18 protein-coding genes are annotated in these 26,586 nt (G+C 57.2%); 14 read left to right on the top strand and 4 right to left on the bottom strand.

Annotation, left to right across the window (positions count from 1 at the left end; genetic code table 11):
- Window positions 1–2,090: 2,090 nt before the first annotated feature.
- The 7 genes from ACNY69_RS19715 to ACNY69_RS19685 all read left to right on the top strand — a co-directional run bounded on the left by ACNY69_RS19715 (window position 2,091) and on the right by ACNY69_RS19685 (window position 10,957).
- Entirely contained in the window at window positions 2,091–3,293 is a 1,203-nt protein-coding gene (locus ACNY69_RS19715) for an AAA family ATPase (protein WP_111138342.1), read from the top strand.
- The gene (locus tag ACNY69_RS19710; RefSeq protein WP_111138343.1) at window positions 3,290–4,261 is read left to right on the top strand and encodes a ParB family protein; all 972 of its coding nucleotides are present in this window, start codon (window positions 3,290–3,292) and stop codon (window positions 4,259–4,261) included. The genes ACNY69_RS19715 and ACNY69_RS19710 overlap by 4 nt, the downstream gene beginning before the upstream one ends.
- A gap of 216 nt (window positions 4,262–4,477) precedes the next feature.
- Complete coding sequence (locus ACNY69_RS19705; protein WP_111138344.1) at window positions 4,478–5,404, top strand: aminoimidazole riboside kinase; 927 nt, start codon at window positions 4,478–4,480, stop codon at window positions 5,402–5,404.
- A 157-nt stretch (window positions 5,405–5,561) separates the two neighbouring features.
- The gene (locus ACNY69_RS19700; RefSeq protein ID WP_111138345.1) at window positions 5,562–7,076 is read left to right on the top strand and encodes a carbohydrate porin; all 1,515 of its coding nucleotides are present in this window, start codon (window positions 5,562–5,564) and stop codon (window positions 7,074–7,076) included.
- 67 nt (window positions 7,077–7,143) lie between these two features.
- Window positions 7,144–8,514: a sucrose-specific PTS transporter subunit IIBC gene (locus ACNY69_RS19695; protein ID WP_367396363.1), complete on the top strand. Its 1,371-nt coding sequence runs from the start codon at window positions 7,144–7,146 to the stop codon at window positions 8,512–8,514.
- Window positions 8,514–9,923, top strand: coding sequence for a sucrose-6-phosphate hydrolase (locus ACNY69_RS19690; RefSeq protein WP_418799723.1), 1,410 nt, complete (start codon window positions 8,514–8,516; stop codon window positions 9,921–9,923). The genes ACNY69_RS19695 and ACNY69_RS19690 overlap by 1 nt, the downstream gene beginning before the upstream one ends.
- A 29-nt stretch (window positions 9,924–9,952) precedes the next feature.
- Window positions 9,953–10,957, top strand: coding sequence for a substrate-binding domain-containing protein (locus ACNY69_RS19685; RefSeq protein ID WP_367396364.1), 1,005 nt, complete (start codon window positions 9,953–9,955; stop codon window positions 10,955–10,957).
- 28 nt (window positions 10,958–10,985) lie between these two features.
- Here the strand turns inward: ACNY69_RS19685 and ACNY69_RS19680 are convergent, their stop codons facing one another.
- The gene (locus ACNY69_RS19680) at window positions 10,986–11,525 is read right to left on the bottom strand and encodes a chorismate mutase (protein ID WP_111138349.1); all 540 of its coding nucleotides are present in this window, start codon (window positions 11,523–11,525) and stop codon (window positions 10,986–10,988) included.
- 264 nt (window positions 11,526–11,789) lie between these two features.
- Complete coding sequence (locus ACNY69_RS19675; protein WP_111138350.1) at window positions 11,790–12,701, bottom strand: N-acetyltransferase; 912 nt, start codon at window positions 12,699–12,701, stop codon at window positions 11,790–11,792.
- A gap of 202 nt (window positions 12,702–12,903) precedes the next feature.
- Between ACNY69_RS19675 and ACNY69_RS19670 the strand changes: the two genes are divergently transcribed.
- Together ACNY69_RS19670 and ACNY69_RS19665 are read left to right on the top strand one after the other, a co-directional pair.
- Window positions 12,904–13,404, top strand: coding sequence for a hypothetical protein (locus tag ACNY69_RS19670; RefSeq protein ID WP_233498942.1), 501 nt, complete (start codon window positions 12,904–12,906; stop codon window positions 13,402–13,404).
- 380 nt (window positions 13,405–13,784) lie between these two features.
- Window positions 13,785–15,365 (top strand): sensor domain-containing diguanylate cyclase, encoded by a 1,581-nt coding sequence (locus ACNY69_RS19665; protein ID WP_418799718.1) that lies wholly within the window; start codon window positions 13,785–13,787, stop codon window positions 15,363–15,365.
- A 24-nt stretch (window positions 15,366–15,389) separates the two neighbouring features.
- Here ACNY69_RS19665 and ACNY69_RS19660 read toward each other — a convergent pair whose 3' ends face one another.
- Entirely contained in the window at window positions 15,390–17,171 is a 1,782-nt protein-coding gene (locus ACNY69_RS19660) for an EAL domain-containing protein (RefSeq protein ID WP_367396367.1), read from the bottom strand.
- Between the two features lie 346 nt (window positions 17,172–17,517).
- On the opposite strand from ACNY69_RS19660, the gene ACNY69_RS19655 reads away from it, so the two are divergent.
- The 3 genes from ACNY69_RS19655 (at window position 17,518) to ACNY69_RS19645 (ending at window position 22,092) form a co-directional block, all read left to right on the top strand.
- On the top strand, window positions 17,518–18,945 hold the full coding sequence (locus ACNY69_RS19655) for a methyl-accepting chemotaxis protein (protein WP_418799714.1): 1,428 nt from the start codon (window positions 17,518–17,520) through the stop codon (window positions 18,943–18,945).
- 356 nt (window positions 18,946–19,301) lie between these two features.
- Complete coding sequence (locus ACNY69_RS19650) at window positions 19,302–19,541, top strand: transcriptional regulator (protein ID WP_111138353.1); 240 nt, start codon at window positions 19,302–19,304, stop codon at window positions 19,539–19,541.
- A gap of 424 nt (window positions 19,542–19,965) precedes the next feature.
- Complete coding sequence (locus tag ACNY69_RS19645) at window positions 19,966–22,092, top strand: sensor domain-containing phosphodiesterase (RefSeq protein ID WP_111138354.1); 2,127 nt, start codon at window positions 19,966–19,968, stop codon at window positions 22,090–22,092.
- A 36-nt stretch (window positions 22,093–22,128) separates the two neighbouring features.
- Here ACNY69_RS19645 and ACNY69_RS19640 read toward each other — a convergent pair whose 3' ends face one another.
- Window positions 22,129–22,695: a GNAT family N-acetyltransferase gene (locus tag ACNY69_RS19640; protein ID WP_111138355.1), complete on the bottom strand. Its 567-nt coding sequence runs from the start codon at window positions 22,693–22,695 to the stop codon at window positions 22,129–22,131.
- A 252-nt stretch (window positions 22,696–22,947) separates the two neighbouring features.
- Between ACNY69_RS19640 and ACNY69_RS19635 the strand changes: the two genes are divergently transcribed.
- Both ACNY69_RS19635 and ACNY69_RS19630 read left to right on the top strand, forming a co-directional pair.
- Window positions 22,948–23,517: a pyridoxamine 5'-phosphate oxidase family protein gene (locus ACNY69_RS19635; RefSeq protein ID WP_418799711.1), complete on the top strand. Its 570-nt coding sequence runs from the start codon at window positions 22,948–22,950 to the stop codon at window positions 23,515–23,517.
- A gap of 487 nt (window positions 23,518–24,004) precedes the next feature.
- On the top strand, window positions 24,005–26,542 hold the full coding sequence (locus tag ACNY69_RS19630; RefSeq protein ID WP_418799709.1) for an excinuclease ABC subunit UvrA: 2,538 nt from the start codon (window positions 24,005–24,007) through the stop codon (window positions 26,540–26,542).
- Window positions 26,543–26,586: the final 44 nt, after the last annotated feature.

Raw genomic sequence — 26,586 nt, 5'->3', positions numbered from 1 at the left:
GGGGAAGATCCGTGATGTGAACAGGCAAAAGCCGCCGCTACTCGATACAGTGGATACTATCACTCACTATAGCGGTTAATCTACTTGCCATAGTGGTTAATTGTCTCGCTACAGTGGATGTTTTGCTCGCTATAGTGGTTAGTCACATGTCCCGAAGGCAGGCATACCAGTGCCTCGCGGCTGCCGGGGATCTCTCAGGAACTTTCAGGGATCTTATGAGGATCGATGATTGGATCGATTCAGTGGATAACCCGACATATTTGGCTGAAAACTGCGCATCTTTCTGACACGCCAGGTTCTGTCAATAGCCGTTCTCCTGAACGGCCCTCTGAAAGTACCCACACAGCCCCTGACAGAAGCTTTTCCACACGCTGAAAGGCCATTTACTCGCTACAGTGGTTATCCGTCACTCGCCAGCGCGGTTGCTTTTCTCGCTACAGTGGTTGTTACACTCGCTACAGTGGTTTTTCTTCTCGCTATAGTGGTTACGGATCCCCTCTCAGGCGTGATGTGACAAGGCCTGGGACGCTGCGGGGATCTGTTTAGGATCTCAGTTTGATCTATTAAGGATCGAACAATTGGATCTGGCCTGTGGATAACGGGGATAAAAACCAGACGTTAAAAATGAACCACAGAAGCAACCCCTCTCACAGGGCCTGCAGAAAACAGTCTGACAGGAGAGAAACGGGTAATTTTGTAAAGAGGCTAAAACAGTTGATAACGATGAGTGTGCCAGGCATCTGCCACAGCATTCTCACTTAACAGAAACAGGGCGTTAAACAGAAATCGTGCGCGTTTTCAGTTTTTCCACCATGAAAATAATTTCATAACTAATTGATTTTAATGATTAAAATTATATATTTTCATGATGAAAACACCCTCGGGAAACGTTATTTCTGCCTCTGTTTGTAACGGTTAATGAACAAAAATCAGAAATGCACAAGGGATGGTGCTTTTATCCCTGCAAAAGATCAGAGATATCAGAAAGTAACAGAAGATACGATTGCCAGTATTTAGTCGGGTGCAGAGCATAGCCGCGTTTCGTTCAGCTAACTCAGTGATGGCTGTTAATAATTCAGAACGCTCCATAGCGGGATTAACCATGGCAACCCATCTGAGCATCAGCAGAAATTCACAGAATTGAGCACAGACGAGCATTGCACTAACAGAAAATTATGACGGTCCAGATTTGTAAGTCTCAGACACCGCCTCTCTGAAAAGCCGCTGACACCACAATCTGGCCACCTGAAAAATAACACTTGCGCTGAAAGTATCGTCATCAATCTGAGTAGTGCTTAAATCGAATCGTTACACTGAATGCCAGCAGGAAGTGAACTGAACCCTTTTTCATGCACAAAGAAGTTTTGTGCAAACATTCCCTTCCCTGCCTTTAAATCGATTGATTGAATTTAACGACTATCACCATAGTGAATACGGGTCTGGCTGAGTGGCACCATGATTCTTGCCGGAGAGGCAGTTCTGTGCGTTCTGAACAGGGAAGTATTGCTGAGGTGGGAGCAGGAGCAGATTACGATAACAATCTCTGTAAGCCTCAGGCTTTTTAGCGCTCATCTGACCAGGCTTGTCGTGATACCTCTGTAAAATAGATTGTCCACGTCTGCTGACAGTATTTAATCCGGTATTTTAAACGGCAGATGCAGATAAGATTCAGACACCCTATCCATGCTAACGGAATAATTAAACTGACGCCTGTGACCCGATAATCTCAGACAGATTTTTCACCAGCCAATTTCTCTTTCAATATACTGATTTTATTGGTTTTTTATAAAATTTTCATGCTGAAAACACCATCAGAAAAACCTGTATGATACAGGCAGGAAGCTCACCAGGCATAATACCTCTTTCTGCGTAAAATCAGTTCCGCCATCTGCACAGTCATTGCTTTGCAGTTATTACTGTTTATGTTTTTAAAACATAGACAATGCATGTACCCAGTTACTCTTCTCTAATCCTTCAGGTAATCCGCTTCACTCTGTGATAAAAAATCCAGGTTTTTAGCTTTTTTCTAAAAAATTGGCAGGTCGCTGCTTTTTGTGTAGTATGCCAAAAACATTAAGAAAGAGGGGCTTATGAAGCGTGATTATGGCGGAGTGCTGGAGATGGCAACCCGTGCCAACTCCATGTTGCATGGACTCAGCGATCATATTGAGCAGCAGCGTCAGGAGTTTAACCAGACCGGCTTTTATCAGACCTTTTCCCGCAACGCGGTCGCCAATATGCCACTGCTGAGCAAGCATGCCGTAGTTGCTGCGATCAGCGATATGGAAGCCGCAGGCTATCAGTTCGGTAAAAAACAGACCGGCAGCACGTCACAATATGCATTGACCATTCAGAACGTGGTCGACATCTATCAGCATCGTAAAGTCCCTAAATATCGTGACCGTCACGATGGTCCTTTTGTCGTGTTTGTGGTCAGCCTTAAAGGTGGCGTGTCTAAAACCGTCAGTACGGTTACCCTTGCGCACGGCATGCGCGCCCACCCTTCTATGCTGCACAACGACCTGCGCATCCTGGTTATCGACCTCGATCCTCAGGCGTCCAGCACCATGTTTCTGAGCCACACCAACAGCGTCGGTTCCGTACTCGAAACCGCCGCGCAGGCGATGCTGAACGACCTGGATGCCGATCAGCTGCGTGAGCAGTTTATCAAGCCGACCGTGATGCCTGGCGTGGATGTGATCCCGGCTTCGATTGACGACGGTTTTGTGGCAAGCGACTGGGAAGAGCTGGTTGCTGAACATCTGCCTGGCGTGGCACCTTCAGAGGTATTACGCCGCAACGTAATCGACCGTCTGGCGGGTGACTATGACTTCATCTTCCTGGACACCGGCCCCCACCTCGACTCTTTTATGCTGAATGCAATTGCAGCCAGTGACGTCCTGCTGACACCAACGCCCCCGGCGCAGGTCGATTTCCATTCCACTATGAAGTATCTGACCCGCCTGCCGGAGATGCTGGAGCGGATCGAATCTGAAGGCGTCGAACCACGCCTCAAGGCAAATATCGGCTTCATGTCCAAGATGACCTCCAAGCACGATCATCTGACTTCCCAGAGCTATGCGCGTGAGGTCTTTACCAAATCGATGCTGGACTGCGGTTTACCGCGCCTGGATGGATTCGAGCGCTGTGGCGAGTCTTTTGATACCGTCATCAGCGCTAACCCGGCCTCGTATCCGGGCAGTGCAGACGCGCTGCGCAAAGCCAAACATGAAGCCGAGCAGTTCTCCAGGGCTGTTTTTGACCGAATCGAATATATCAGGAGTACCCTGTGAGCAAACCTATACAGCGTATCGGCCGTAAATTCGGGGACTCGGCTATCGCCAGCATGATAGACAGCAGCAGCCAGTCACGCACCTTTACGCTGAAGTCGGGTGCCAAAGCGACCTTTGTCCGTCAGCTGATCCCGCATGATGATATTGCCACCCGAACCAGCGTTGATCCCGGTATCAACGGACGCGACCAGCGCACGCTGACGCCAGAGTCGCTGCAGGAGATCACCCGTACCATTACGCTGCAGCAGTTTTTCCCGGCTATCGGTCGCGTCAACGGAAACCAGATTGAGATCATGGATGGCTCACGCCGCCGCGCCGCCTGTATGCTTTCCGGCGCCAGTCTGGAAGTGCTGGTGACGGCGGATGCGCTGAGTCTCAGCGATGCGCGTCAGCTGGCCGCTGATATTCAGACGGCAAAAGAGCACAACCTGCGCGAGCTGGGGCTGCGCTTCAAGCTGATGTACGATAATGGCATGAGCAAAAGCGAGATCGCCAAAGCAGAGGGGATCTCCAATGCCAAAGTTTCCCGCGCGTTCCAGGCCGCCGCCGTTCCCGCCGAATTTATTGAGCTGTTCCCGGTCGTCTCTGAACTGACCCTGCAGGACTATCAGCTGCTGCTTGACGTATCGGAAGAGGCGAAAGCGGAGGCGATGGACATCAGCGAACTGGTCGATCAGATCCGTCACAGGCTGGATGATGATGCGGCCCTGCAAAGCGCCAGTCTGGATGAGAAGAAAGGCGTTATTCTGAACGGATTCAAAACGGCCCGCCGTCAGTTAAAGAAGCCGGCTCCCGCCAGCAAAACGGTGACGGAAAAACTGGCCACGTTCAGCACGGCCAATACCTATGCGCGTCGCAAAACCAATGACGAAAAGCGCACCATACAGTATGAATTCAGCCGCCTGCCAAAAGAGATAGCCGAGCAGATCGATGCCTCGATCAGACAGATACTCTCCACTGTCAAATAATCTCATATCAGCTCACGGATAACAGAACCGGCCCTGCGCCGGTTTTTTATTTCCGGCAAATCATTCCGGCCATCCCGCGTCTGCCTTCTCCCTTATTATTCCTGCAAAAACTCTGTTAACCAGGCTCCAGATCAGTGGGGTTTAACTTGAAGTTACCGCCGTTTGACGCTATAGCTAAAACGGTTTAGCTTTCAGGTTTAATCAGAGGAGTGTGTTATGTCCGTTCGCGTATGGTGCCTCGGTGATGCCGTGGTGGATTTACTGCCCGAAACGCCGGGTCGCCTGATGCAGTGTCCGGGCGGTGCGCCCGCCAATGTGGCGGTGGGGATCGCCCGTCTTCAGGGAAACAGCGGTTTCATCGGCCGGGTAGGGGCCGATCCCTTTGGTGAGTTCATGCGGCAGACGCTCCGTGAAGAGCAGGTCGATACCCGCTATATGGTGGCCGATCCGGAGCACCGTACCTCAACGGTCGTGGTCGGTCTGGATGAGCAGGGTGAACGCTCCTTTACCTTTATGGTCCGGCCCAGTGCCGATCTGTTCCTCGCGGCTGCGGATTTGCCTGCTTTCCGTTCCGGCGAGTGGCTGCACTGCTGTTCGATCGCCCTGGCCGCTGAGCCTTCGCGCAGCACAACCCTGACGGCGATGCAGCAGATCCGGTCAGCAGGCGGTCATGTCAGCTTCGATTTAAATCTGCGCCAGGATCTCTGGCCCGATCCGGCGCAGCTGCGTGCGGTGGTCAGTGAGGCGCTGAGCTTTGCCGACGTCGTGAAGCTGTCGGACGATGAGCTGGCGTTTCTCTGCCCGGATCGGGAGCCGTCAGTCAGCATGCCGCAGCTGGCGGCGCAGTTTGGCCTTAAATTGCTGCTGGTCACCCGGGGCAGGGAAGGGGTCATCGCCTGTTTTCAGGACCAGATAAAGCATTACACGACTTCGCCGGTTACCAGCGTTGATACCACAGGTGCTGGGGATGCTTTTGTCGCGGGGCTGCTCTGGAAGCTGGCGCAGCACGGGCTGCCAGCCGACGAATCGCAGTTAGCGCGCTGTCTTGCCAGCGCACAGCACTGTGGTGCCCTTGCGACCACGGCTAAAGGGGCGATGACGGCGCTTCCCTGGCTTCACCAATTGGACGATCTGGCTGGCTGACGGTCATTTATTGCCCCTGTTTTGCGAGCTGTCTCACAATCACTAAACCGGTTTAGCTATTTTCGTTGCGAAGGGAAATTACCCGTGGCTATGATTTGCGCCTAAACCGGTTTAGCAAAAGCTGGTGATGATAGCCACTCTCCTCGGGGACATAAAAATGAAAAAAAGCACGCTGGCAGTGACCCTCTCTGCACTTCTCCTTTCCACACCTGTCTGGGCCGATCCCAGCATGAGCAGCATTGAAGCTCGCCTGGCGGCCATGGAGCAGCGACTCCAGGCTGCCGAGCAGCGGGCGAGTGCCGCAGAAACCCGTGCTGAGAATGCTGAAAAGCAGGCTCAGCAGCTGGCGGCAGTACAGCAGCAGAATCAGGCGGCTGCCGCTCAGGTCGCAAAGAACAGCGCGAAACCGGAACCGACGCCTGCGGATAACGGGGGCTTCGAATTTCACGGCTATGCCCGTTCTGGTCTGCTGATGAACAGCTCGGCTGCCCGGACACAGGGCGGGCCAACCGTTACCCCTGCCGGGGAAACCGGCGGTCATGTAGGACGGCTGGGTAACGAACCGGACACCTACGTTGAACTTAACCTGGAGCATAAACAGACGCTGGACAATGGAGCGACTACCCGCTTCAAAGCGATGCTGGCGGACGGGCAGCGCACCTACAATGACTGGACCGCTGCCAGCAGCGATCTCAATCTGCGTCAGGCGTTTGTCGAACTCGGTCAGCTTCCTACCTTCAGCGGCGCGTTCGATAACGCCACAGTCTGGGCCGGTAAGCGTTTTGACCGGGATAACTTCGATATCCACTGGATTGACTCCGATGTCGTGTTCCTGGCCGGAACCGGCGCCGGTATTTACGACATGAAATGGGGCGAGCAGGCGCGAAGTAACCTCTCGCTGTATGGCCGTACCTTCGGTGATATTGAGAACAATGAGAACACCGCGCAGAACTACATCCTGTCGCTGAATAACTTTGTCGGGCCGGTGCAGCTGATGGTCAGCGGCATGCGGGCGAAAGATAATGACGATCGCCGCGACATTGACGGTCTTAGGGTGAAAAGTGACGCGGCAGAAACCGGCGTCCATGCTCTGCTGGGGCTCCACAACGACAGCTTTTACGGGCTGACAGAAGGTACCGCAAAAACCGCGCTGCTTTATGGTCACGGACTGGGTGCGGAAGTGAAATCCATTGGCTCCGACGGGGCGCTGCTGCCGGAGGCAAACACCTGGCGTCTGGCGAGTTATGGCATCACGCCGCTGGGTGGCGGCTGGCACATTGCGCCTGCGCTGCTGGCACAGCGCAGTGACGATCGTTATGTCAAAGGTGACAGTTATGACTGGGCAACAGTCAACCTGCGCCTGATTCAGGAGATCACGCAGAACTTTGAGATGCAGTATGAGGGTTCATATCAGTACATGGATCTGCGCCCGGCCGGTTACAACAACCGCAACGCGGTCAGCGGCAGCTTTACCAAACTTACCGTCGCCCCGACCCTGAAAGCCGGGGATGTCGGTGACTTCCTTAAACGGCCGGAAATCCGTCTCTTCGCCACCTGGATGGACTGGGATCACCGGCTGGATAACTACGCCAGTGACGATGCATTCGGCAGCAAAGGCTTCGATGCCGGCGGCGAATGGAACTTTGGCGTACAGATGGAAACCTGGTTCTGAACAGGCGGCCCCGGCAGCCGGGGCCATTACGCCATGCGGATAAAAACATAACAAGACTGAGGTATCTATGGATTACGTAAAAATCGCCCGGGCACTCCTGCCGCTGATGGGAGGCAAAGAGAACATCGCCAGCGCCGCCCACTGTGCCACGCGCCTGCGGCTGGTGCTGGCAGACGATGAGAAAGCGGACACTGCCGCCATTGGCCGCGTTGAGGGCGTTAAAGGCTGTTTCCGCAACGCCGGACAGCTGCAGGTGATCTTCGGCACCGGCGTGGTGAACAAAGTCTACGCGGCCTTTATTGCCGAGGCAGGCATCAGTGAGTCGAGCAAATCTGAAGCCGCCGACATTGCCGCCCGCAAGCTCAACCCTTTCCAGCGCATCGCCCGCCTGTTATCCAATATTTTCGTGCCCATTATCCCGGCGATTGTGGCGTCAGGTCTGCTGATGGGCCTGCTGGGAATGGTCAAAACCTACGGCTGGGTCAATCCAGAAAATGCGCTCTACATCATGCTGGACATGTGCAGTTCGGCGGCCTTTATCATCCTGCCGATCCTGATTGGCTTCACGGCTGCCCGTGAGTTTGGCGGCAATCCGTTTCTGGGCGCGACCCTGGGCGGGATCCTCACGCATCCGGCACTGACCAACGCCTGGGGTGTCGCCGCCGGTTTCCACACCATGAACTTCTTCGGCATCGAAGTGGCGATGATTGGCTATCAGGGCACGGTATTCCCGGTGCTGCTGGCAGTGTGGTTTATGAGCCTGCTGGAAAAGCAGCTGCGCCGGATTATCCCGGATGCGCTGGATCTGATCCTCACGCCGTTCCTGACGGTCATCATCTCCGGCTTTATCGCGCTGCTGATTATCGGCCCGGCCGGCCGTATGCTGGGCGATGGGATCTCATTTGTCCTCAGCACGCTGATTGCGCATGCGGGCTGGCTGGCCGGACTGGTGTTTGGCGGACTTTACTCGGTAATTGTGATTACCGGTGTGCATCACAGCTTTCACGCTATCGAAGCAGGACTGCTGGGCAACCCTTCAATTGGGGTGAATTTCCTGCTGCCCATCTGGGCGATGGCGAACGTCGCGCAGGGCGGTGCCTGTCTGGCGGTCTGGTTTAAAACCCGCGATGCAAAAATTAAAGCGATCTCACTGCCCTCGGCATTTTCCGCGCTGCTGGGGATCACCGAGGCAGCCATTTTTGGTATCAACCTGCGCTTTATGAAACCCTTTATCGCCGGATTAGTGGGCGGTGCGCTGGGCGGTGCCTGGGTCGTCTCGGTGCATGTTTATATGACGGCGGTAGGGCTGACCGGTCTGCCGGGTATGGCGATTGTCCAGGCCGGATCGCTGCTGAACTATATTATCGGTATCGTCATCGCGTTCACGGCCGCGTTCGTGATCTCTTATCTGCTTAAATACAAAACGGATGCAGAATAATGGTTTCATCAACACGTCTGGCCGCCATTCTGCAGGCGGTCATGCAGGGGATGCCAAAGGCGCTCAGCGACAGCCACTATCCCGGCTGGCATCTGGCACCGGTTACGGGCCTGCTGAACGATCCCAATGGCTTTATCCAGTCAGGGGGTGAGTATCATCTCTTTTACCAGTGGAATGCGCTGGGCTGCGCCCATCAGCACAAATGCTGGGGACACTGGCGATCAGCCGATCTGCTGCACTGGATGCATCAGCCCCTTGCCCTGATGCCGGATGAGGCGTATGACCGCAGCGGCTGCTACTCCGGCAGCGCAGTGGAGGATGAAGGTGTCCTGACGCTGATCTACACCGGTAATGTGAAATTTGAGGATGGCTCGCGTACCGCGTGGCAGTGCCTGGCGCAGCAGAACAGCGCAGGCGGCTTTGATAAGCTAGGGCCGGTCATCGCGGTGCCCGAGGGCTACACCGGCCACGTTCGCGATCCCAAAGTGTGGCGGCATGAAGATCGCTGGTACATGGTGCTGGCCGCGCAGACGACAGAGCGACAGGGCAGGGTGCTGCTGCTGCGTTCTGACGATTTGCGAACGTGGCAGAATCTCGGTGAGATTGCGGGCAGCGAACGGGGCGGGCTGGCAGCCGCGGGCTACATGTGGGAGTGTCCTGATATGTTCAGGCTGGGCGACAGCACCTATCTGATCTGCTGCCCGCAGGGCGTGGCGCGCGAAGAGAAGCGCTATCTGAACAACCACGCCTGCGCCTGGCTGAGCGGATCGCTGGATTATGCGCAGCCAGCCTTTGTGCATGGATCGCTGAATGAGATGGATGCCGGGTTTGAATTTTATGCCCCGCAGACCACGCTGACGGCGGACGGCCGGCGTCTGCTGGTGGGCTGGATGGGCACGCCGGATGGTGAAGAGATGGCCCAGCCCACGATTGCGCAGGGGTGGATCCATCAGATGACCTGTATACGCGAGCTGAGTTCGCGTAACGGCCGGCTCTGCCAGCAACCGATCGCCGAGCTGCAGGCGCTGCGGGAAAAGGAGCAGCACTATCTGGGCCGTGCCAGTGACGCGCCCGCGATCGCCGCGCGGCGACTGGAGCTGATGCTGGAGAGCGAGGGCGGCATCGAACTCCGCTTCGCGGATACGTTGATCCTGACGTGGCAGCAGGAGGAACTGCGGCTGACGCGCCGCAGCCTGGTGACGGGAGAGTGGATGACCCGTTACTGGACCGGAGCCGCCCGCCGGTTGCAGATCCTGTGCGACCACTCCAGCGTTGAGATCTTCATCAATGATGGCGAAGGAGTGATGAGCAGCCGCTATTTCCCTGAGCATCCGGCGAGGCTGACCCTGCACGGAGACGCAGAACTGCAGGTGCGCTACTGGTCGTTACGTCGCTGCATGGTAGAATAAGCGCCTGTTTCATTAACCGATGCCTTGTCGTGAGAAAAACAAAACGCGTTACCATTAGTGACATCGCCGGACTGGCCGGGGTTTCAAAAGCCACGGCCAGCCTGGTGCTCAACGGCCGTGGTGAAGAGTTACGGGTCGCGAAGGAGACGCGCGAACGGGTTCTGGCTCTGGCCAGGGAGCATCACTATCAGCCCAGCATTCACGCCCGGATGCTGCATGATGCCCGCAGTCATACGCTGGGGCTGGTCGTGCCGGAGATCACGAACCACGGTTTCGCCGCTTTTTCTCACGCGCTGGAAAATCTCTGCCGCGCGGCGGGCCTGCAGCTGCTGATCGCCTGTACCGACGAAAATGCCATCCAGGAGCGCGTTGTGGTCAGTAACCTGGTGTCGCGTCAGGTTGATGGGCTGATCGTCGCCTCCAGTATGCTGAGCGACAGCGACTATCTCAGCCTCAGCGAACAGCTGCCGGTGCTGCTGTTTGACCGCCATATGAATAATACGAAGTTGCCATGGGTCATTACCGACTCGGTTACGCCAACGGCTGAACTGGTTGAAAAGCTGGCTCGTGCCTGCCCGGAAGAGATCTACTTTCTGGGCGGTCAGTCCGCACTCTCACCGACACAGGATCGTCTGGCCGGATTCAGGCAGGGTCTGGCGCGGGCAGGGGTGACAGCGCAGCCGGAGTGGATAATCCAGGGTAACTATCATCCCGGCAGCGGCTATGAGATGTTTGCCACGCTCTGCAGCCAGCTGGGACGCCCGCCGAAAGCGATGTTCACCGCCGCCTGTGGCCTGCTTGAGGGGGTGCTGCGCTACATGAGCGAGCATAACCTGCTGAACAGCGACATCCGTATTGCCAGTTTTGACGATCACTATCTCTATGATTCGCTCTCGATCCCGATTGATACGGTAGAGCAGAATGTCCCTGAGCTGGCGCAGGCCAGTTTTTCTCTGCTGACCACGATGATTGCGGGTGAGGAACCCCTCCGGCGTCAGCTGGTCCTGCCCGCCACGCTGCGACTGCGCGGATAGCAGGCAGATCCTTTTCCGGTCAATGGCGTCACTCCGTTTTGCGCCGGATGCGCGAAAGAGAGGTCACAAGGCTGGTTTTATCGGCCTCACTGAGATGAGGCGCTGCAAGCGCCGCCATCAGCCCGCGTCGATCCGGCTCCGTCAGCGGGCCCGCCTTCAGACGCTGGCTGATCGCATTAAGCAGTTCTCTATCCAGCCGTTCTATCTGTTGCCGTGTTTCCGCCAGGTCTGCGGGTGCGCGGGCGTTTTCAGGCGTGGAGAGCCAGTCTGCCAGATAGCGGTACTGTATCGCTTTACCGGCGTTCATCAGGGCATGAATAAAGGGGGCCACCGACTGCGGTTCAAGCCCTGTCTGCTGCGCGTTGCTCAGCATCTTATCCAGCACAACCTGCTCACGAGGCAGATCTTCTACAGGCAAATGGTGCCGGGCTTTATAACCGGCAACGGCTTTCATAATCTGCATGCGTTCATTCAGTGCTGCTGAGATGGCGTCGGATGAAACCGATCCCGCGAAAGCGTTGCTGCATAAAAACAGTGAAGAGAGAAAAACAGCCACAAATTGTGTCATCTGCCTGCTCCGTTAATGAAAACTGGCACTGATTTATGCATGAAAAAATAACTTAGTGTGATTATTTTGTTTTCAAAATGTGAATGAGTGCGTTGATGCAGACGATCGCACTATATCGTTAATCAGATTGCGTTTTTTCATAAAAAATTCATCTCTGAATGCCATGCTGGCAGGCTGTTTCCAGCGTAACCCGATGCCATATCCGATTCTGCCGGAGGGGCTTTCCGGGCCGTCTGATCTGTCACGGGCAGAAGCGCCGTGCAATTAAATTGCGCGCCGGGCGGTGCGCAGATCGGCGGGCGTAAAAAAGTGATATTTCAGCAGGCAGCGCCGCCCGGCATTCTGCGCGCTGCGCAGAGAAGGGGTATTACCCGGCAGAATCGTACCGGTCAGCAGTGCCGCCGGGTCATAGCACTGATTAAGCTGCTGCTGCAGGCAGCGCTGAGCACGCGCGGCCAGCCCGCGGCCCTGATACGCAGGCGTAATCACCTCATCCATAATCTGGAATCCCTCCATAAATGCCAGCCGCCGCGGCACACAGATTATCAGCCCGGCCACGCTACCCTGCCAGACGATCAGACAGACATGCCCCCCGGCGATATCGTCACGCAGCTCCTGACTGCTGGTAGCCAGCAGCTGCCCGCGCAGATGGGGCAATGTCTGCCAGCTGGCGCGGTAGGCGCGGTTAATCGCCGTCATACAAACGGGATAATCCCTGTGGCTGGCTCTGACCAGCGAAAGTGCCGGATCGCCGGGTGCGCAGGATGATGCCGGCTCGCTGCCGAAGATCAGCTGGTCTGTGATGCCGATATCAGGCATGGAAGCAGGTAACAGAATACGCAGTTTCAGAGGCTTCAGCGGCTGCCAGGCCTGCATGATGGCGCTGGCAACGGTATGATCCAGCTCTCCGTCCCGCGCCACGACTTCAATAAAAGGCTGGGCGAGGTCGCCACCCAGATAACGGGGACCGGTGAGATAACGCTGACCGTTGATCGTCAGTTCACGCTGCAGAAAGGTGTGCTGAGGCAGGCCGGTTTCACGCCAGGGAAAAGCGGCCGAGAAATGATGATCGTGACATCTTAACGCCTCCTGTGCCAGCCAGCGGGTCAGCCAGTCGCTGAGGCAGGCAGAAGAGACCGGAACGGTACGATAAAGCGACACCATATAATTCAGCATACGAGTCCTTATTTGGCCGCCGTCAGCGATCGCCCGCTTCTCTGTGGCTCTGCCGGAGCGCAGAGAGGCAGATGTGGCTGCTGAGAGTGTAAACGAAGTGCGCGCTTTATGACCATCACTAACGCATCGGTAGCGTCTTTCATGCCCGTGCCCGTGCCCGTGCCCGTGCCCGTGCCCGTGACGCACGATCTGTCAGGCCCTGATGAAAATCCCGGCAGCATATCGCTCTGCGCGCGGATTAGTCCTCCCCGATGATGGTGCTGATCATAAATTCAGGATTTATTTCCTGAGATTCAGGCCGGATTATTTCCGCATGGTCAAATTAATTGATGATATAAGGCATAGTTGCACAAAAATATTAAGAATGCCGGGTCAGCATAACTTTTACGAAAATATGACGGAATCAGATAATCAGCCGGCAATAAATAGCTTATGCTTTAGGGGTCGTCAGATAATTATAAAATATTCAGTTCTTTTACCACCCGGGGGTTATATGGTTCATATTGATTTATGTACCAAAGAGGGCGTAATGAAAGCTTATGCTTTTCAGACGCCCATGCAGGCAATGACACTGTTGGATACAATTAAAGATGATGAGTTTCAGTGGTTTAATCTGGAGTGGGATGGACAAAGATTTACCTGCCCCTATCATTTTATTAAAAGACTCAGCAGCCGATCTTATATCCGATCATTCTGGCGTTAATTATCGTAATGTATTTAGCAGAGGCTCATCTGAACGTTTATCGCGATCTCTGCTTTTACTCTCCTGAAGCTGATTCATCTGGTCTGTTCAGCGGGGCAAACGCTGCCCCGCTATTTTCCCCTTAAACCGGTACTGTCATCGGTACCCCTGATAATAGCGGTGGACAAGGCCACGGATTCCGCCGCAACTCGCCCTCATTATTCACGGCTAAGTTTTATCGCGTTCGGCACATTGTCATCCATTGATTCAGCCGGACTGCGGGGTTGCAGACAACACCGGGCAATAAATCGTTATCAGGGGTAAATCGTCTTCTGTTCCCTTCTTTGAATCGGGTTGCGGCTGATACACTCAGATTAATCTCAATGCGGACCCCGACTCTGATGCATCAAGAAAAAATCCGTCTTCGCTCACTGCTGACTTTACTTTCAATTGGCGGGGTTATACTGACCTCGGGTCTGCTGCTGGGCGCGCTGCTGCTGTTTCAGAAGGCCAACATCGAAGAGAGCCTGCTGGAAGGCAACATTGCGTATGCCAGTAAACTGGCAGACACCACCGATCGCTATCTGGCGACAGCACAGCGTGAACTGGCGTGGAGCGCCACCCAGATCAGGGGGCTCAGCGACACGCAACTGCTGAAAGCGGAAACCGAGCGGCTGCGGATGCAGTCGGGCATTTTCAACTCGGTGCTGGTGGTTAACAGTCATGCCATCGTGACCGCCATCTCCCCCGAAAGCCTGAATCTGAAGGGGGTCAGACTCGACTCACCCGCCAGTCAGCAGGCCATTACGACGCAAAAGCCCTTTATCTCTAATCCTTTTACCTCGGCCTCCGGAAATTATGTGGTGTTCCTGTCTCAGCCACTCTTCAGCCCGGAAGGGCATTATCTCGGCTATGTGGGCGGGACGATCTACCTCAAAAAACACAGCATACTGAGTGACATCCTGAGCCAGCATTTCTATACCAAAGGGTCGACAGTCAGCGTGGTCAGCAATGACGGGCTGGTTATTTTCAGTCACGATCCGGCGCGCGTGGGCACAAAGATGCCCCTCAGCCCGGCGCTTCAGAAGCAGCTCGCATCGACCGAGAACGGCCATTTCACGCTGGAACGAGACGGACGGGACTTTCTGACCGGTTACGGAACGCTGCGCAGCACGGGCTGGAACATCTTTGTCACCGGCTCCTCTGAAACGGTCAGAACGATTCAGATCAAGTCAGCCGAGAATGCCCTCTGGTTCATTCTGATCATCATCGCCCTGACAGCAGCGATTATTGCGTCACTGGCCGGGCGAATCGCCTCGCCCCTCGAAAAGCTGGCGGACCAGGTTCGCAACGAGGGCAACGACCCGCAGAGCGGATCTCTTTCGGCGGTGAAAACCTGGTATTACGAGGCCGATCGGCTGAAAGAGGCCGCGCAGGAGTACCGCTATATCGTTGCCCGGCGTCTGGCGGCGCTGAATAACGAGGCGATGACCGATCCGCTGACGGGCTTGTGCAACCGGCGCGGTTTTACGGCGCTGGCGACAGCCTCAGACAGCCAGCATGAGCAGTGCGTGATCGCGATTGATATTGACCATTTTAAAAAGATTAACGATCTCTACGGGCATGATGCCGGCGATGCGGCACTGGTCAGGCTGGCTTCGTTACTGCGTCAGGCCTGTCGCACAGGCGATGTTGTCAGCCGGTTCGGCGGCGAGGAGTTTATTCTTTTGCTGCCACACACCACCCTGGCTGACGCCGCCGGTATCGCGGAGCGTATCCGTGAAACCGTCAGCGCCACGACCTTTCCGTTTGCCGGCACGATGACGATCTCTGCTGGGGTCGCCTCGCTGACAGAGGAGGGGAGTGACCGTGAGTCTCTGATACGGCGTGCCGATGAAGCACTCTACAAGGCCAAAGCCGCCGGACGTAACAGGGTGATAATGGCGAGGCCTGAAGGGTTCATCGCCTTTGCCCCGGTCTGATAACGCTTCAGGGGATGAGGGGGCTCAGCACTTGCTGCGAAGTCGCCAGCCGAGCCACTCATCCAGCGCCATTTCCGGCAACGGTCGGGCATAGAAAAAGCCCTGCGCCTGATCGCAGCCAAACTCGGTCAGTGCCGTTTCGGTTTCCGCACTCTCCACGCCTTCGGCCAGCACTGTGTAATCCAGATCCTTGAGCATAGCGATTATGCTGCGGGCAATAACGCGCGAAGCGGTATCCGATGAAATCTCGCTGATCAGCGAGCGGTCGAGCTTGATCACGTCCAGCGGCATGCGTCGCAGATAGCTGATGTTACTGTAGCCCGTACCGAAATCATCCAGCGAAATTCCGAAGCCACGCAGTTTCAGCATCTCAAGCCCCTGCATCGCCGCCGGGCTTTCCAGGATCCGTTCGGTCTCCAGACACTCAATGCCCAGCAGCGAAACCGGCAGCTTCGCTCTGATCATCTGATCCTCCAGTTGGTCGGCAAAACCGTCGCGGGAAAAATCGCTGCTGCTGACGTTAATGGTGACCGGCAGCTGAATATAACTGTCGCGCAGCCGTGCGAGGCGGGTGATAGCCTGATCGGTCACCCAGGCTGTCAGCTCGCTGAGCAGTTCGGTTTGTCCGGCAAAAGGCAGAAACTGCGCCGGTGAGAGTTCGCCGTGCTGGGGATGTTTCCAGCGGATAAGCGCTTCCAGGCCGATGGGCTTGCCGCTGTGCAGACAGATTTTAGGCTGATAGGCGAGCCATAGCCCTTTATTCTGGCGGATGGCTGCGGCCAGATCATGCATCAGGGTGAAATCCTGGGTATGGCGGGTATCGGTATCCTTGCTGAAAAGCATGGAGGGAACGTCACGGGTAATCGCCTCATGCAGGGCGCTGACGGCACGTCGCAGGATCTCCTGCGGCGGCAGTTCCCCGGTGTTGAACCCGGCTTCCCCGGTGTGAGTCACCAGCGCTACCGACAGTCCGTCGCCGAGATCGGCGCTGATCCCCGTCAGCTTATCTGCCACCCAGTTGGCCGTCATCCTGCTCTCCTGACGTGTCAGCAGCGCAAAACGCCCGGTTGCCACCGTGTAGAGCATTTCACCCGGCGCGGGCCGCAGACGCAGCGGCAGCAGGGTGGCAACATCTTTCAGCAGGCTTTCAACCGGGCCCATTCCCATTGAGCGCGCAAGCTCATAGGCGCGCGGCATATCGATGCAGTCAATCAGAACCAGCCGCCGTGGCGTGGTGTCGCCGGAGGCGGCCAGAAACTGCAGATCGCGGATCAGACGCTGACGGTTAGGCAGGCCCGTAACCGGATCGGCAAAGCCCGCCGAATACCAGGCTTCCAGAAAAGACATTACCAGCGCCGCCAGCATGGTGAGCATCGCCACCTGCTCGCTACCGAAGCGATGAGGTGCCACGTCGGTGACGCACAACGTTCCCAGAATGAGGCCGGTGCTGCTCTTCAGCGGCACGCCGGCATAGAAGCGAATAAACGGCGCGCCCAGGATCAGCGGATGTTCCGCAAAGCGTGCGTCGAGCAGCGTATCAGGCACCACCACGATACTGTCACTGTCTACGGCGTAACGGCAGAGCGAATCCTGGCGGGAAGAGTGCGTCAGCGTGAAATTATGCGCTGCCCTGACGTACTGCATCTCATCATCCAGCACGGAGATAAAACTCCCCGGAATACCGAGCGCCTGGCTGGCCAGCCGGACAAACTGCCGCAAAACCTGGTCACGACTTTCGTCGTAACTCAACAGCGCATTCAGCGTGCGCGCGCGGCAATCGTCGTCGCCGCCTGAACATGTAAGCATGGATCCCTCCGCACCGTCTGGTTACGGAGCGAAATTAAACAGATAAATTTAATGATATGGCGTGATCACTACAGGCAATTTCTTAAAAAGGGAATAGCCCTGACAGTTTATTTTTTTAGTTCACTGTGCGCCACTCCTGACCAGGATAGCAGGGCTTTTTTCTTTAACGAAATATTTTACTAATCACGATTCTATTATTTTGTCGTCAGAAACTTTTAATTTCTGAAATACCCTGCCAGGATAGAAGGCATAAAAATAGTGCGCTATATAATAACGCATTAAAGTAGATGACAAAACTCATTATTGCCTTTTTTAACTACACCAAAACAACATCAGGGAAACCCTCATGAATTCACTCAGGCATTTCACCATTCGCCGCGTTGTGCTGTGGATGATGATCGTATCCGTCGGCGTGATCGCGCTGGCGGGCGGTTACAGCAACCAGGTCGTACGCGATATCTTTCGCCAGACGGAACGCGCCGACCTCCTGTCGCAGCAGCTGAGCGTGCTGGCGCAGAGTGCTCTCGTTATGCAGAGCGGCCGCCCGGCCGAGAAAGATGCGCTCATTGCCGCGATGCCGGCCGGCCCTGAATGGGATGGTCTGCGTACAACCCTCCTGGCCGCCCCTGCAGACTTCCCGTCCGCTGCCCGCGAACAGCTTAATCAGCTGACGCAGCAGCTGGCACAAAGTCAGGCTCCGCTCAGGGCTGACCGCCGTAAGCTGGAAGGCGCACTGCTGGCCGCGCTGCTGATGTCCGTGGCATTGCTGCTGTTCTGTGACCGCTATCTGGTGGTTCATCTGGTGCGTCCGGTAGGTAAGATCCGCGCGCACCTGAAAGTAATCGCGGACGGCGATCTGACCCGTGAACCTGAAGATCTGGGGCGCAACTGCGTTGGTCAGCTGGTGCCGCTGGTGAAAGAGATGCAGCACAGTCTGCTGGAAACGGTCAGTGCCATTCACGATAACGCGGCGATCCTTCATCGCGAAGCGGGTGACATTGCTGCAGGCAATGCGGACCTCTCTGACCGGACTTCGACCCAGGCTGCGGCGCTGGAGCAGACGGCGGCCAGCATGGAGGAGATCACCGTCACCGTACGCAACAACGCGCAGAACGCCCGCGAGGCGCGGGAACTGGCCGTCAGCACCACGGATACCACCCGCGAGGGCGTGGCGCTGGTCCGGACAGTCGCGACGGCTATTGCCAGCATCGCGCAGGGCTCTGAAAAAATCCGCCAGTTCACTGCCACTATCAACGGCATTGCGTTTCAGACCAATATCCTGGCGCTGAACGCCGCCGTCGAAGCGGCCCGTGCGGGTGAGCAGGGCCGCGGTTTTGCGGTGGTTGCCAGCGAGGTCCGTTCACTGGCGCAGCGCAGCGCGGCCGCCTCTAAAGAGATTGAAGAGCTGATTACCGAAACGGTCGCGCGTGTCGATGACGGCAGGCGTGCGGCCGAGAGCGCAGGGACCACGATGGAAGCGGTGCTGCGTGGCGTCGGCGGTGTTAACGAGCGCATCGGACAGATTGCGCTGGCATCGGATGAGCAGAGTAAGGGGATTGCCCAGGTGACGGTGGCCGTGGCTGAACTGGACCGCGTGACCCAGCAGAATGCGACGCTGGTTCAGCAGGTTTCTGCAACGGCTGGCAGCCTCAGTGGACAGACCGAAACGCTGGGAAGCGTGATTACGCGTTTTACCCTGCCACAACAGCCTGCTTCTGCGGTCAGCAGGCCCGTGGAGCAGCCGGGTGGCTGGGCCGCCTTCAGTCAGGCCTAGCCTGAACGCCCTCTCATTAAGTCCGGGCTGGGCGTACATGTATTAATCGCGGCCAGCTTTCCGGCTTATTTTAAAGATGAATAAGTGCGTCATTTATTTTAAGTGTTATTGACGCCGATCATCGCAAAGCCATTTTTGCGATTCAGAATGAAAATAATGATTCAAGCCGGGCAGGAATTGTCCGATGAGAACGGAAAATATAATTTCACTTAATTCCAGCACGTTTGCTGATTTTTTACGCTTTCCTGACACGAAAAATACCCGGGATTTAAAACTTAACTCAAATTTATATGTTGGCTGCAGGCAGATCCTTCTGTCCGGCCATCGGATCGGGGCACCGTATGCGGAGCGTTCATATGAGAAATCAGATTTTTCAGCAGCCCGTCGTTGTGCAGCACAACGTGCGTGAACTGCGTAAGGCAGCCGGACTCTCACAGGAGATTGCGGCAGAGCGGTTTGATCTCAGCCAGCGGGTCTGGCAGACCAAAGAAGCATCGAAAAATCCTGCGCTGCTCAGCCAGGGGGAATATGAGCTGCTGATGCTGCTGGCCGGAGAGCATCCCTACTATGAGCTGGTCCCGAAACCGAAAAAGTAGGATCGTCAGCCTCTGTTTTCGCTGAAGTAAAGTTATGTCAGGCCGATATATAGCTAAACGAAGCGCATTATCCCGCTCGTCTGATATGCCCCGGCCGGTTCTGGCTGGCGCGGTCCGCAAACAGGCGCTGCTGCGTCGCGACCTCTCAGCCGGGCAGAACGTGTTAACTGGCGTCCGCTTCTGGCGGCACCAGCTTTATCGGGCTCTGTGCGGCAATCTGTTGCTGCCGGGCTCACTGACGGGCCTTTCTTCCGGCAGCGGGTCGGCAGTGCAATCTGTCCGTCCTGTCTGATTGAACGTGTCCTCTTTATGCTGTGTCATGCCGGCCACAGCAGATAACATCAGAGGGGAGATGACGTTGAAACGTCCCGTTTATCATGATGCCGAGGCCGCTCGCCTCGACGCACTCAAACAGTATCATCTGATGGATACACCGCCGACCGATGCGCTGGACCGCCTCACCACGCTGGCCGCGCGCCTGTTTAAGGTGCCGGTCGCCTTTGTGTCGCTGATTGATGAGAAGCGGCAATTCTTCGCCTCCCGCTACGGTCTGAATATCTCCGGCACCGCGCGTAACGTCGCTTTCTGCAATCATACGCTGGCGAAAGGCGACATCCTCTGTGTGCCCGATACGCTGAAGGATCCGCGCTTTTGCGACAGTCCGCTGGTGCATGGCTATCCCTTTATCCGCTTTTACGCCGGGATCCCGCTCTCAACCCCCGATGGTCATCACATTGGCACCGTCTGCCTGACCGACAGTCATCCGCGTGAGCCGCTGACGGCGGAGGATCGGCAGCATCTGGCCGACATCGCCGCCCTGGTGATGGATCGCATGGAGATGCACCGTCTGGAATTGCTGCGTTACACCAGCCAGCAGCGGCTTCAGGCGATCTCATCGACCTCGCCTGACGCCATTGTCTGCACCGACCTGCGGCGCGGCATCATTTTCTGGAATCCGGCCGCGACGGCGCTGTTTGGCTACACCGCCGAAGAGATGCGGGGCCAGTACGTCAGCGAGCTGATTCCGGCGCGCTGCCAGACCGATTATCGCACCGAACTGGCTCGTATCACCGCGGATGATGCGGCGATCTCTCTGCCGCGCTCGTTACAGATCTGGGGCGTGACCCGGAACGGTCGCGAATTTCCGGCCGAGGTCTCTTTTTCCGGCTGGTATGAAGAGGGCGAGCGGCTGGTGGGAATGATTATCCGTGATGTCACGGCCCGCTATGAGAGTGAAGCGCGACTCTGTGAACTGGCCTCGCTGGATATGCTGACGCGACTCGCCAGCCGCAGCGCCTTTATGGAGCAGGTAGCTCAGCTGACCAAAGCGGGCGTGCCCTATACGCTACTGATGACCGACCTCGATGGCTTCAAGGAGGTCAATGACACGCTGGGACATGCCGCCGGGGATGCGCTGCTGTGTCACGTCGCCGAACAGATTCGGGCGGTCTGTACCAGCGCCGTAACGGCTGCGCGTCTGGGCGGTGATGAATTTGTGATCCTGCTGGCGGGTGGCAGCGCCGAAGCGGCAATCATGGCGGAAAAACTGATTGCGGCCGTGCAGACGCCGTTCCGTTATCACGATTCACCCGTTGTGGTGGGAGCCAGCACTGGCATCGCCTCTTATCCTGAGCATGGCCGCGATCCCTCTTCGGTGATGTCTGCCGCGGACCTGGCGCTCTATCGCGCCAAGGCCTCGGGCAAAGGGTGCAGCATTCTGTTTATGCCCGCATTCCGGGATGCCGAACAGCAGCGTCGTCGCTTTGAGCGCGAACTGGAAACGGCGGTACGGCAGCAGCAGTTCACGCTTTATTATCAGCCCCGCTACGACGTGGAAAGCGGCAGACTCGTGGGCTGCGAGACCCTGGTGCGCTGGCAGCATCCGACGCGTGGCTTGCTGTTGCCCGCGGAGTTCATCGGTATGCTGGTGAAGAGTCCGCTTTCCGTCACGCTCGGGGAGTGGATTATCCGCAGTGCGCTGGCTCAGGTCCGGCAGTGGCAGGTGCGTTTTCCCGCGCTTCGCGTCAGCATCAACCTGTTTCCGCGTCAGCTGACCGGACAGACGCTGGAAGCGGTGATCCGTGAAAGCGCCGGAGGCGATGCCGGTTTCGTCGAGCTGGAGGTGGATGAGCCGCTGCTGGCGGTGCTGGTGCAGGATATGCCCGCGCAGGTGGAGGCCGTGCGCCGGACGGGCGCCTCCTTTGTTATCGATCACTACGGTCGGACGCTGGGGGCGCTTAATCTGCTGCGCTACAGCTTTGTGTCGGGCTTCAAGATCGATAAGTCGCTGACGCTGGAACTGGATTCCAGTATGCGGGTGCGGATGATGTTTCGCGCCATGACCGCGCTGGGGAAAAGCCTGGGTATTCAGGTCGCGGCAGAAGGCGTGGAGGAGAAAGATCAGATCGCTTTTGTCACGACAGCCGGATGCAACGTGATGCAGGGAAATGGGTTATGTCAGCCACTGACGCCAGAGGACTTTGAGGCGATGCTGGATCAGGAAGCCCCTGTGCTGCCTGCTGTCAGCGGTTACGGCGTCACGCCACGCTGACCGGTTCGTCCTGTACGGCGGCGCGCTGGCCACTCATCAGCGTGCTGCTGGCCGGTATTCCTCTTTCAGCAAGCCGAAGATCCAGTCATCCTGCCATCTGCCGTCGAGAAAGAAGTTCTGCCGTAAGGTGCCTTCCTGAATAAAACCGGCCGACAGCAGGGTCCGGCATGATGCCGCGTTACCCGCCGTGACGGTGGCGACCATTTTACGGTAATTCTGCTGCTCAAAGCAGAAGGCGATCGTGGCCCGCAGCGACTCGCTGCCGTAGCCTTTACCCTGCGCCTCTGCGGCCAGCAGAAAACCCGCCTCAGCTATCCCGTCTCCGCGATCGATAAACCCGCACAGGCCCACCGGAAGCCCGGAGGTTTTCTCCTCAATCACCAGACACAGCCAGTGTGGACACCCCCTGTACCAGGCGGGCAGCCGCACATCAAAAGAGTGTGTTCTGATCTCTTCGGCGCTGCGCGGGTCGCTGATGTATTGCATCACCGATCGGTCCTGACTGACTGCCAGATAGAAAGGCCAGTCCTGCTGACGCAGCGGACGGTAGGTGAGGCGGGGCGAGATTACCTGTGGCGGGGTTTCAGACGCGTCCGTTGACATGCGGTCACTTCCTGGGAATCGGATTAGTGAGGTGATGGAGCAAAAATACCACACTATTAAAGACGAACGGCAGGCGATCGCGTCACGATGCGAAGCGCCACGCAAGGTCGGGATATTTTCCTGTTTTTCGCATTCGCCTCTGCTGGCGACTGCTCACAGGGGTTATTCATAACTGTGCTGGCAGGTCATCTTCCCGCTTCATTGCTACGCTTAGTCCGATAGCTGAATGTTGACGCTGATGAGAGTAGCCCTATGGATCTGAAAACGTTTGAAGCTGCCGCCTGGACGGAACTCATGGACGCGGCCGCCGATCCGCACGCCGGATTCCGCTATGTGACGCTCTGCACGGTCGATACTGCGCAGCAGCCTCAGGCGCGCATCGTGGTACTGCGCGAGTGTGATGATGAGCGACGGAGGCTCTCATTTCATACCGATGTCCGCAGCCCGAAATGGCAGGAGATGGCGGCGAACCCGCAGGTCACCGTACTGGGATATTGCCATGAGCGCCGCCTGCAACTGCGCCTGGCCGGGCAGGTTCACCTTTATGCGGCAGGCAGTGAGATTGCCCGGAGCACCTGGCGTGCGCTGCCGTCGCATACCCGGCAGACATACAGCGGTGGAGCGCCTGGCGGGGTGCGGGTAACAGCGCATCAGCCAGATGAATTAACGGACCCGGAAGCCGGAGAATCCCGCTTCGGCGTGGTGATCCTTCACACCAGCAGGCTTGACGCTTATCAGCTTCAGCGAAATGACAACCAGCGCGCGCTGTTTCGCTATGCCGCTGAGGGGGCATTACTGGCAAGCGAGTGGATTAATCCGTAAGGGGAGCTGACAGTGATGATTCTGCTTATCGAACACTATGCGCAGAAACCTTTTCTCATCAGGACATCCGATCCGGCAGACGCGATTAAAATTTGCAGGGAGCAGCTGAGACTGATCGTATGAGATCTGTTACCGGCAACCGGGCACCCTGATTGCGTTCATGAAGGGCTGAACAACAGGCGCGAGCTGCCGCTTCCGATGATCCGCCCCCCCTTGTGTCAGGTGCGGAAGAAGAGCCAGCCAGAATACCGGTTCCGGGTCCGTTCAGGAAATCCCCCGCCTCCTGAGATGAGGGCCGGTTAATGCGGCACCTCTCCTCCCGCATCAAATACCTCCCCACTGCGTTGTACATCCCAGGATCCCTGACTACCCTTGCCTGGGGGCCGGATCGGGCCGCATCGCCTGAACACCCAATCGGCCATCACCACTTTCAGCAACTATCGGCAGGCGGCTCTTAGCCTGCCGGAGATGATCAAGCAGGGACATCATGAGAGAAAAAAGCTCCACCGATCCTTACCGCGCTGATGAGCACATTGACCCTTATGTCTCGGTTCAGGGTGCCAGAACACACAATCTTAAAGATGTGTCGCTGCGGTTCCCCCGGAATGCGCTGGTGGTCTTTACCGGGGTCTCCGGCTCGGGTAAGTCCTCACTCGCTTTTGATACCCTCTACGCGGAAGCGCAGCGCCGGTTTATTGAGTCGGTTTCGCCTCACGCCCGCCGTCTGATCGATCAGGCCGCTGCGCCGGATGTGGACAATATCGACGGGCTTCCGCCCGCGGTGGCGCTTCAGCAGAGCCGGACGGGTGCCCAGGAACGCTCAACGGTGGGCAGCCTGACCGGCATTTCCGTCACGCTGCGCCTGCTGTTTTCCCGTGCAGGCGTAAGGCCAGAGGGCGTGCCCTTCATGACGGCCGACTATTTTTCCCCCAACCATCCCAAAGGCGCCTGTCCGCATTGTCAGGGACTTGGCCGGGTGCATACCGTCAGAACCGAAGCGATGGTGCCGGATGAATCACTCAGCATCCGCGAAGGCGCGATTGCCTCATGGCCCAGAGGCTGGCACAACAAGAATCTGCGCAGCATTCTGGAGACGCTCGGCTATGACGTCGATGCGCCCTGGCACACGCTTTCATCCCGCGATCGGCAGTGGATACTGCTGACCGATGAACAACCCTCCGTGCCGATTTTTGTCGGGCTGAACGCGGCGCAGCGGGAAAAAGCGCTGGCGACGGGCGAAGAGCCCGCCTATACCGGCACCTACACCAGTGCGGCAAAAATTGTGCTGCAGGGCTATGCGGGTGGCAGCGAAACCACGAAGAAACGGCTGGCGCGCTTTGTGACGGTCGCGCCCTGTCCGGAATGCCACGGCAAAAGGCTTAACCGGGATGCGCTCTCCGTCACTTTTGCCGGAGAGGATATCGCCAGCCTGAGTGAGCTTCCGGTCTCTGAACTGCGTGAGCGGCTGAAACCCTATGCACAGGGCGTCTCGCCGGATATGCCCGCCGAAGCGGCGCTGCGCGAGGCGGTGCTCCGCATGACCGCCGATATCTGCACGCGGCTTGGTCAGCTGGAGACGCTGGGGCTGGGACATCTCGCGCCGGGACGCCGTACCACGCAGCTTTCCTCTGGTGAGCTGCAGCGCGTACGTCTGGCCACCCAGCTGATTTCCCATCTGTTCGGCGTACTCTACGTGCTGGATGAGCCTTCAGCGGGGCTGCATCCCGACGATGTCCGATCGCTGCAGGTCTCACTGAAAAACCTGGTCCGGGCAGGCAACTCACTGGTTGTCGTCGAGCATAATACGGACCTGATTGCCGGGGCGGACTGGCTGGTGGAGGTCGGGCCGGGTCCGGGCAGTCACGGCGGCGCGATCGTCTATAACGGGGTGCCAGCCGGACTGGAAGCGGTCAGCGCCTCGCCGACCGCGGAATATCTCTTTGCCCGCAGCTACAGCGGGCTGCGTCAGCGTCGGCCTGCTGAGCACTGGCTCAGGCTGGCGCAGATCGTCTGCAACAATATCGTCGGCGTCGATATTGCTATCCCGCTGGCGAGAATGACCGCTGTCACCGGGATTTCGGGATCGGGCAAATCCACCCTGCTGAATCGCGTACTGCCGGAATTGCTCGGACGTTTTGATACGCCAACTGACAGCCAGGAGGGCGAGGAAGAGGAGCCGGTGCCTGATGTGACAGGCCAGATAACCAGTGGCGGTGATGCCATCGGCCGGCTGGTGAGGATCGATCAGCGTCCGATCGGTCGGACGCCACGCTCGAATCTTGCCACCTACACCGGATTTTTCGACATCATCCGCCGGCTCTTTGCCGACACGCCCGCCGCGAAAGCCAGAGGGTTCAGCGCCAGCCGCTTTTCATTCAACCTGCCCGCCGGGCGCTGTCCGGCGTGTGAAGGGCAGGGGCAGATTTCCATTGAGCTGCTCTTTATGCCGAGCGCGACGGCAACCTGCTCGGTCTGTGAGGGACGCCGTTATAATCCTGAAACGCTTGAGGTGACATGGAATAACCTCACGATCGCCGACGTGCTCGATCTTACCGTCGATGAGGCCAGCGAACTGTTCCGGGAATATGACGGGATCCAGCGTTCCCTGACGGCGCTGACGTCCCTGGGCCTGGGCTATCTGACGCTGGGGCAGCCCGTCACGGAACTCTCCGGTGGCGAGTGTCAGCGCATCAAGCTCGCCTGGGAACTACAGCGCGTGCAGCGCACCGCCACGCTCTATCTGCTGGATGAGCCTTCGACAGGTCTGCATCCGTCGGACATGGATAAACTGCTGGTCGTGCTGGATGAGCTGGTGATGCGCGGCCATACCGTGGTGATGGCGGAACACACGATGCGGATTGTGGCCGAGGCGGACTGGGTCATCGATCTGGGGCCCGGTTCCGGGCTGAAGGGCGGGCGGGTTGTCTCAGCCGGGTCACCGGAGGCGGTCAGCCGCGCGAAACAGAGTCTTACCGCCCCCTGGCTGGCTGCGCAGCTGAAAAAGCGGACGGGCGATCCGGCATAAGCTCACAGCACCGGACGCCGCGGCTGAAACGGCAGTAGCAGAAG

The sequence above is a fragment of the Pantoea graminicola genome, assembly GCF_048452665.1.
Taxonomy (GTDB): domain Bacteria; phylum Pseudomonadota; class Gammaproteobacteria; order Enterobacterales; family Enterobacteriaceae; genus Pantoea.
Note: the sequence above shows the minus strand (reverse complement) of the source record. Positions and strands in the feature narration are given on the sequence as shown.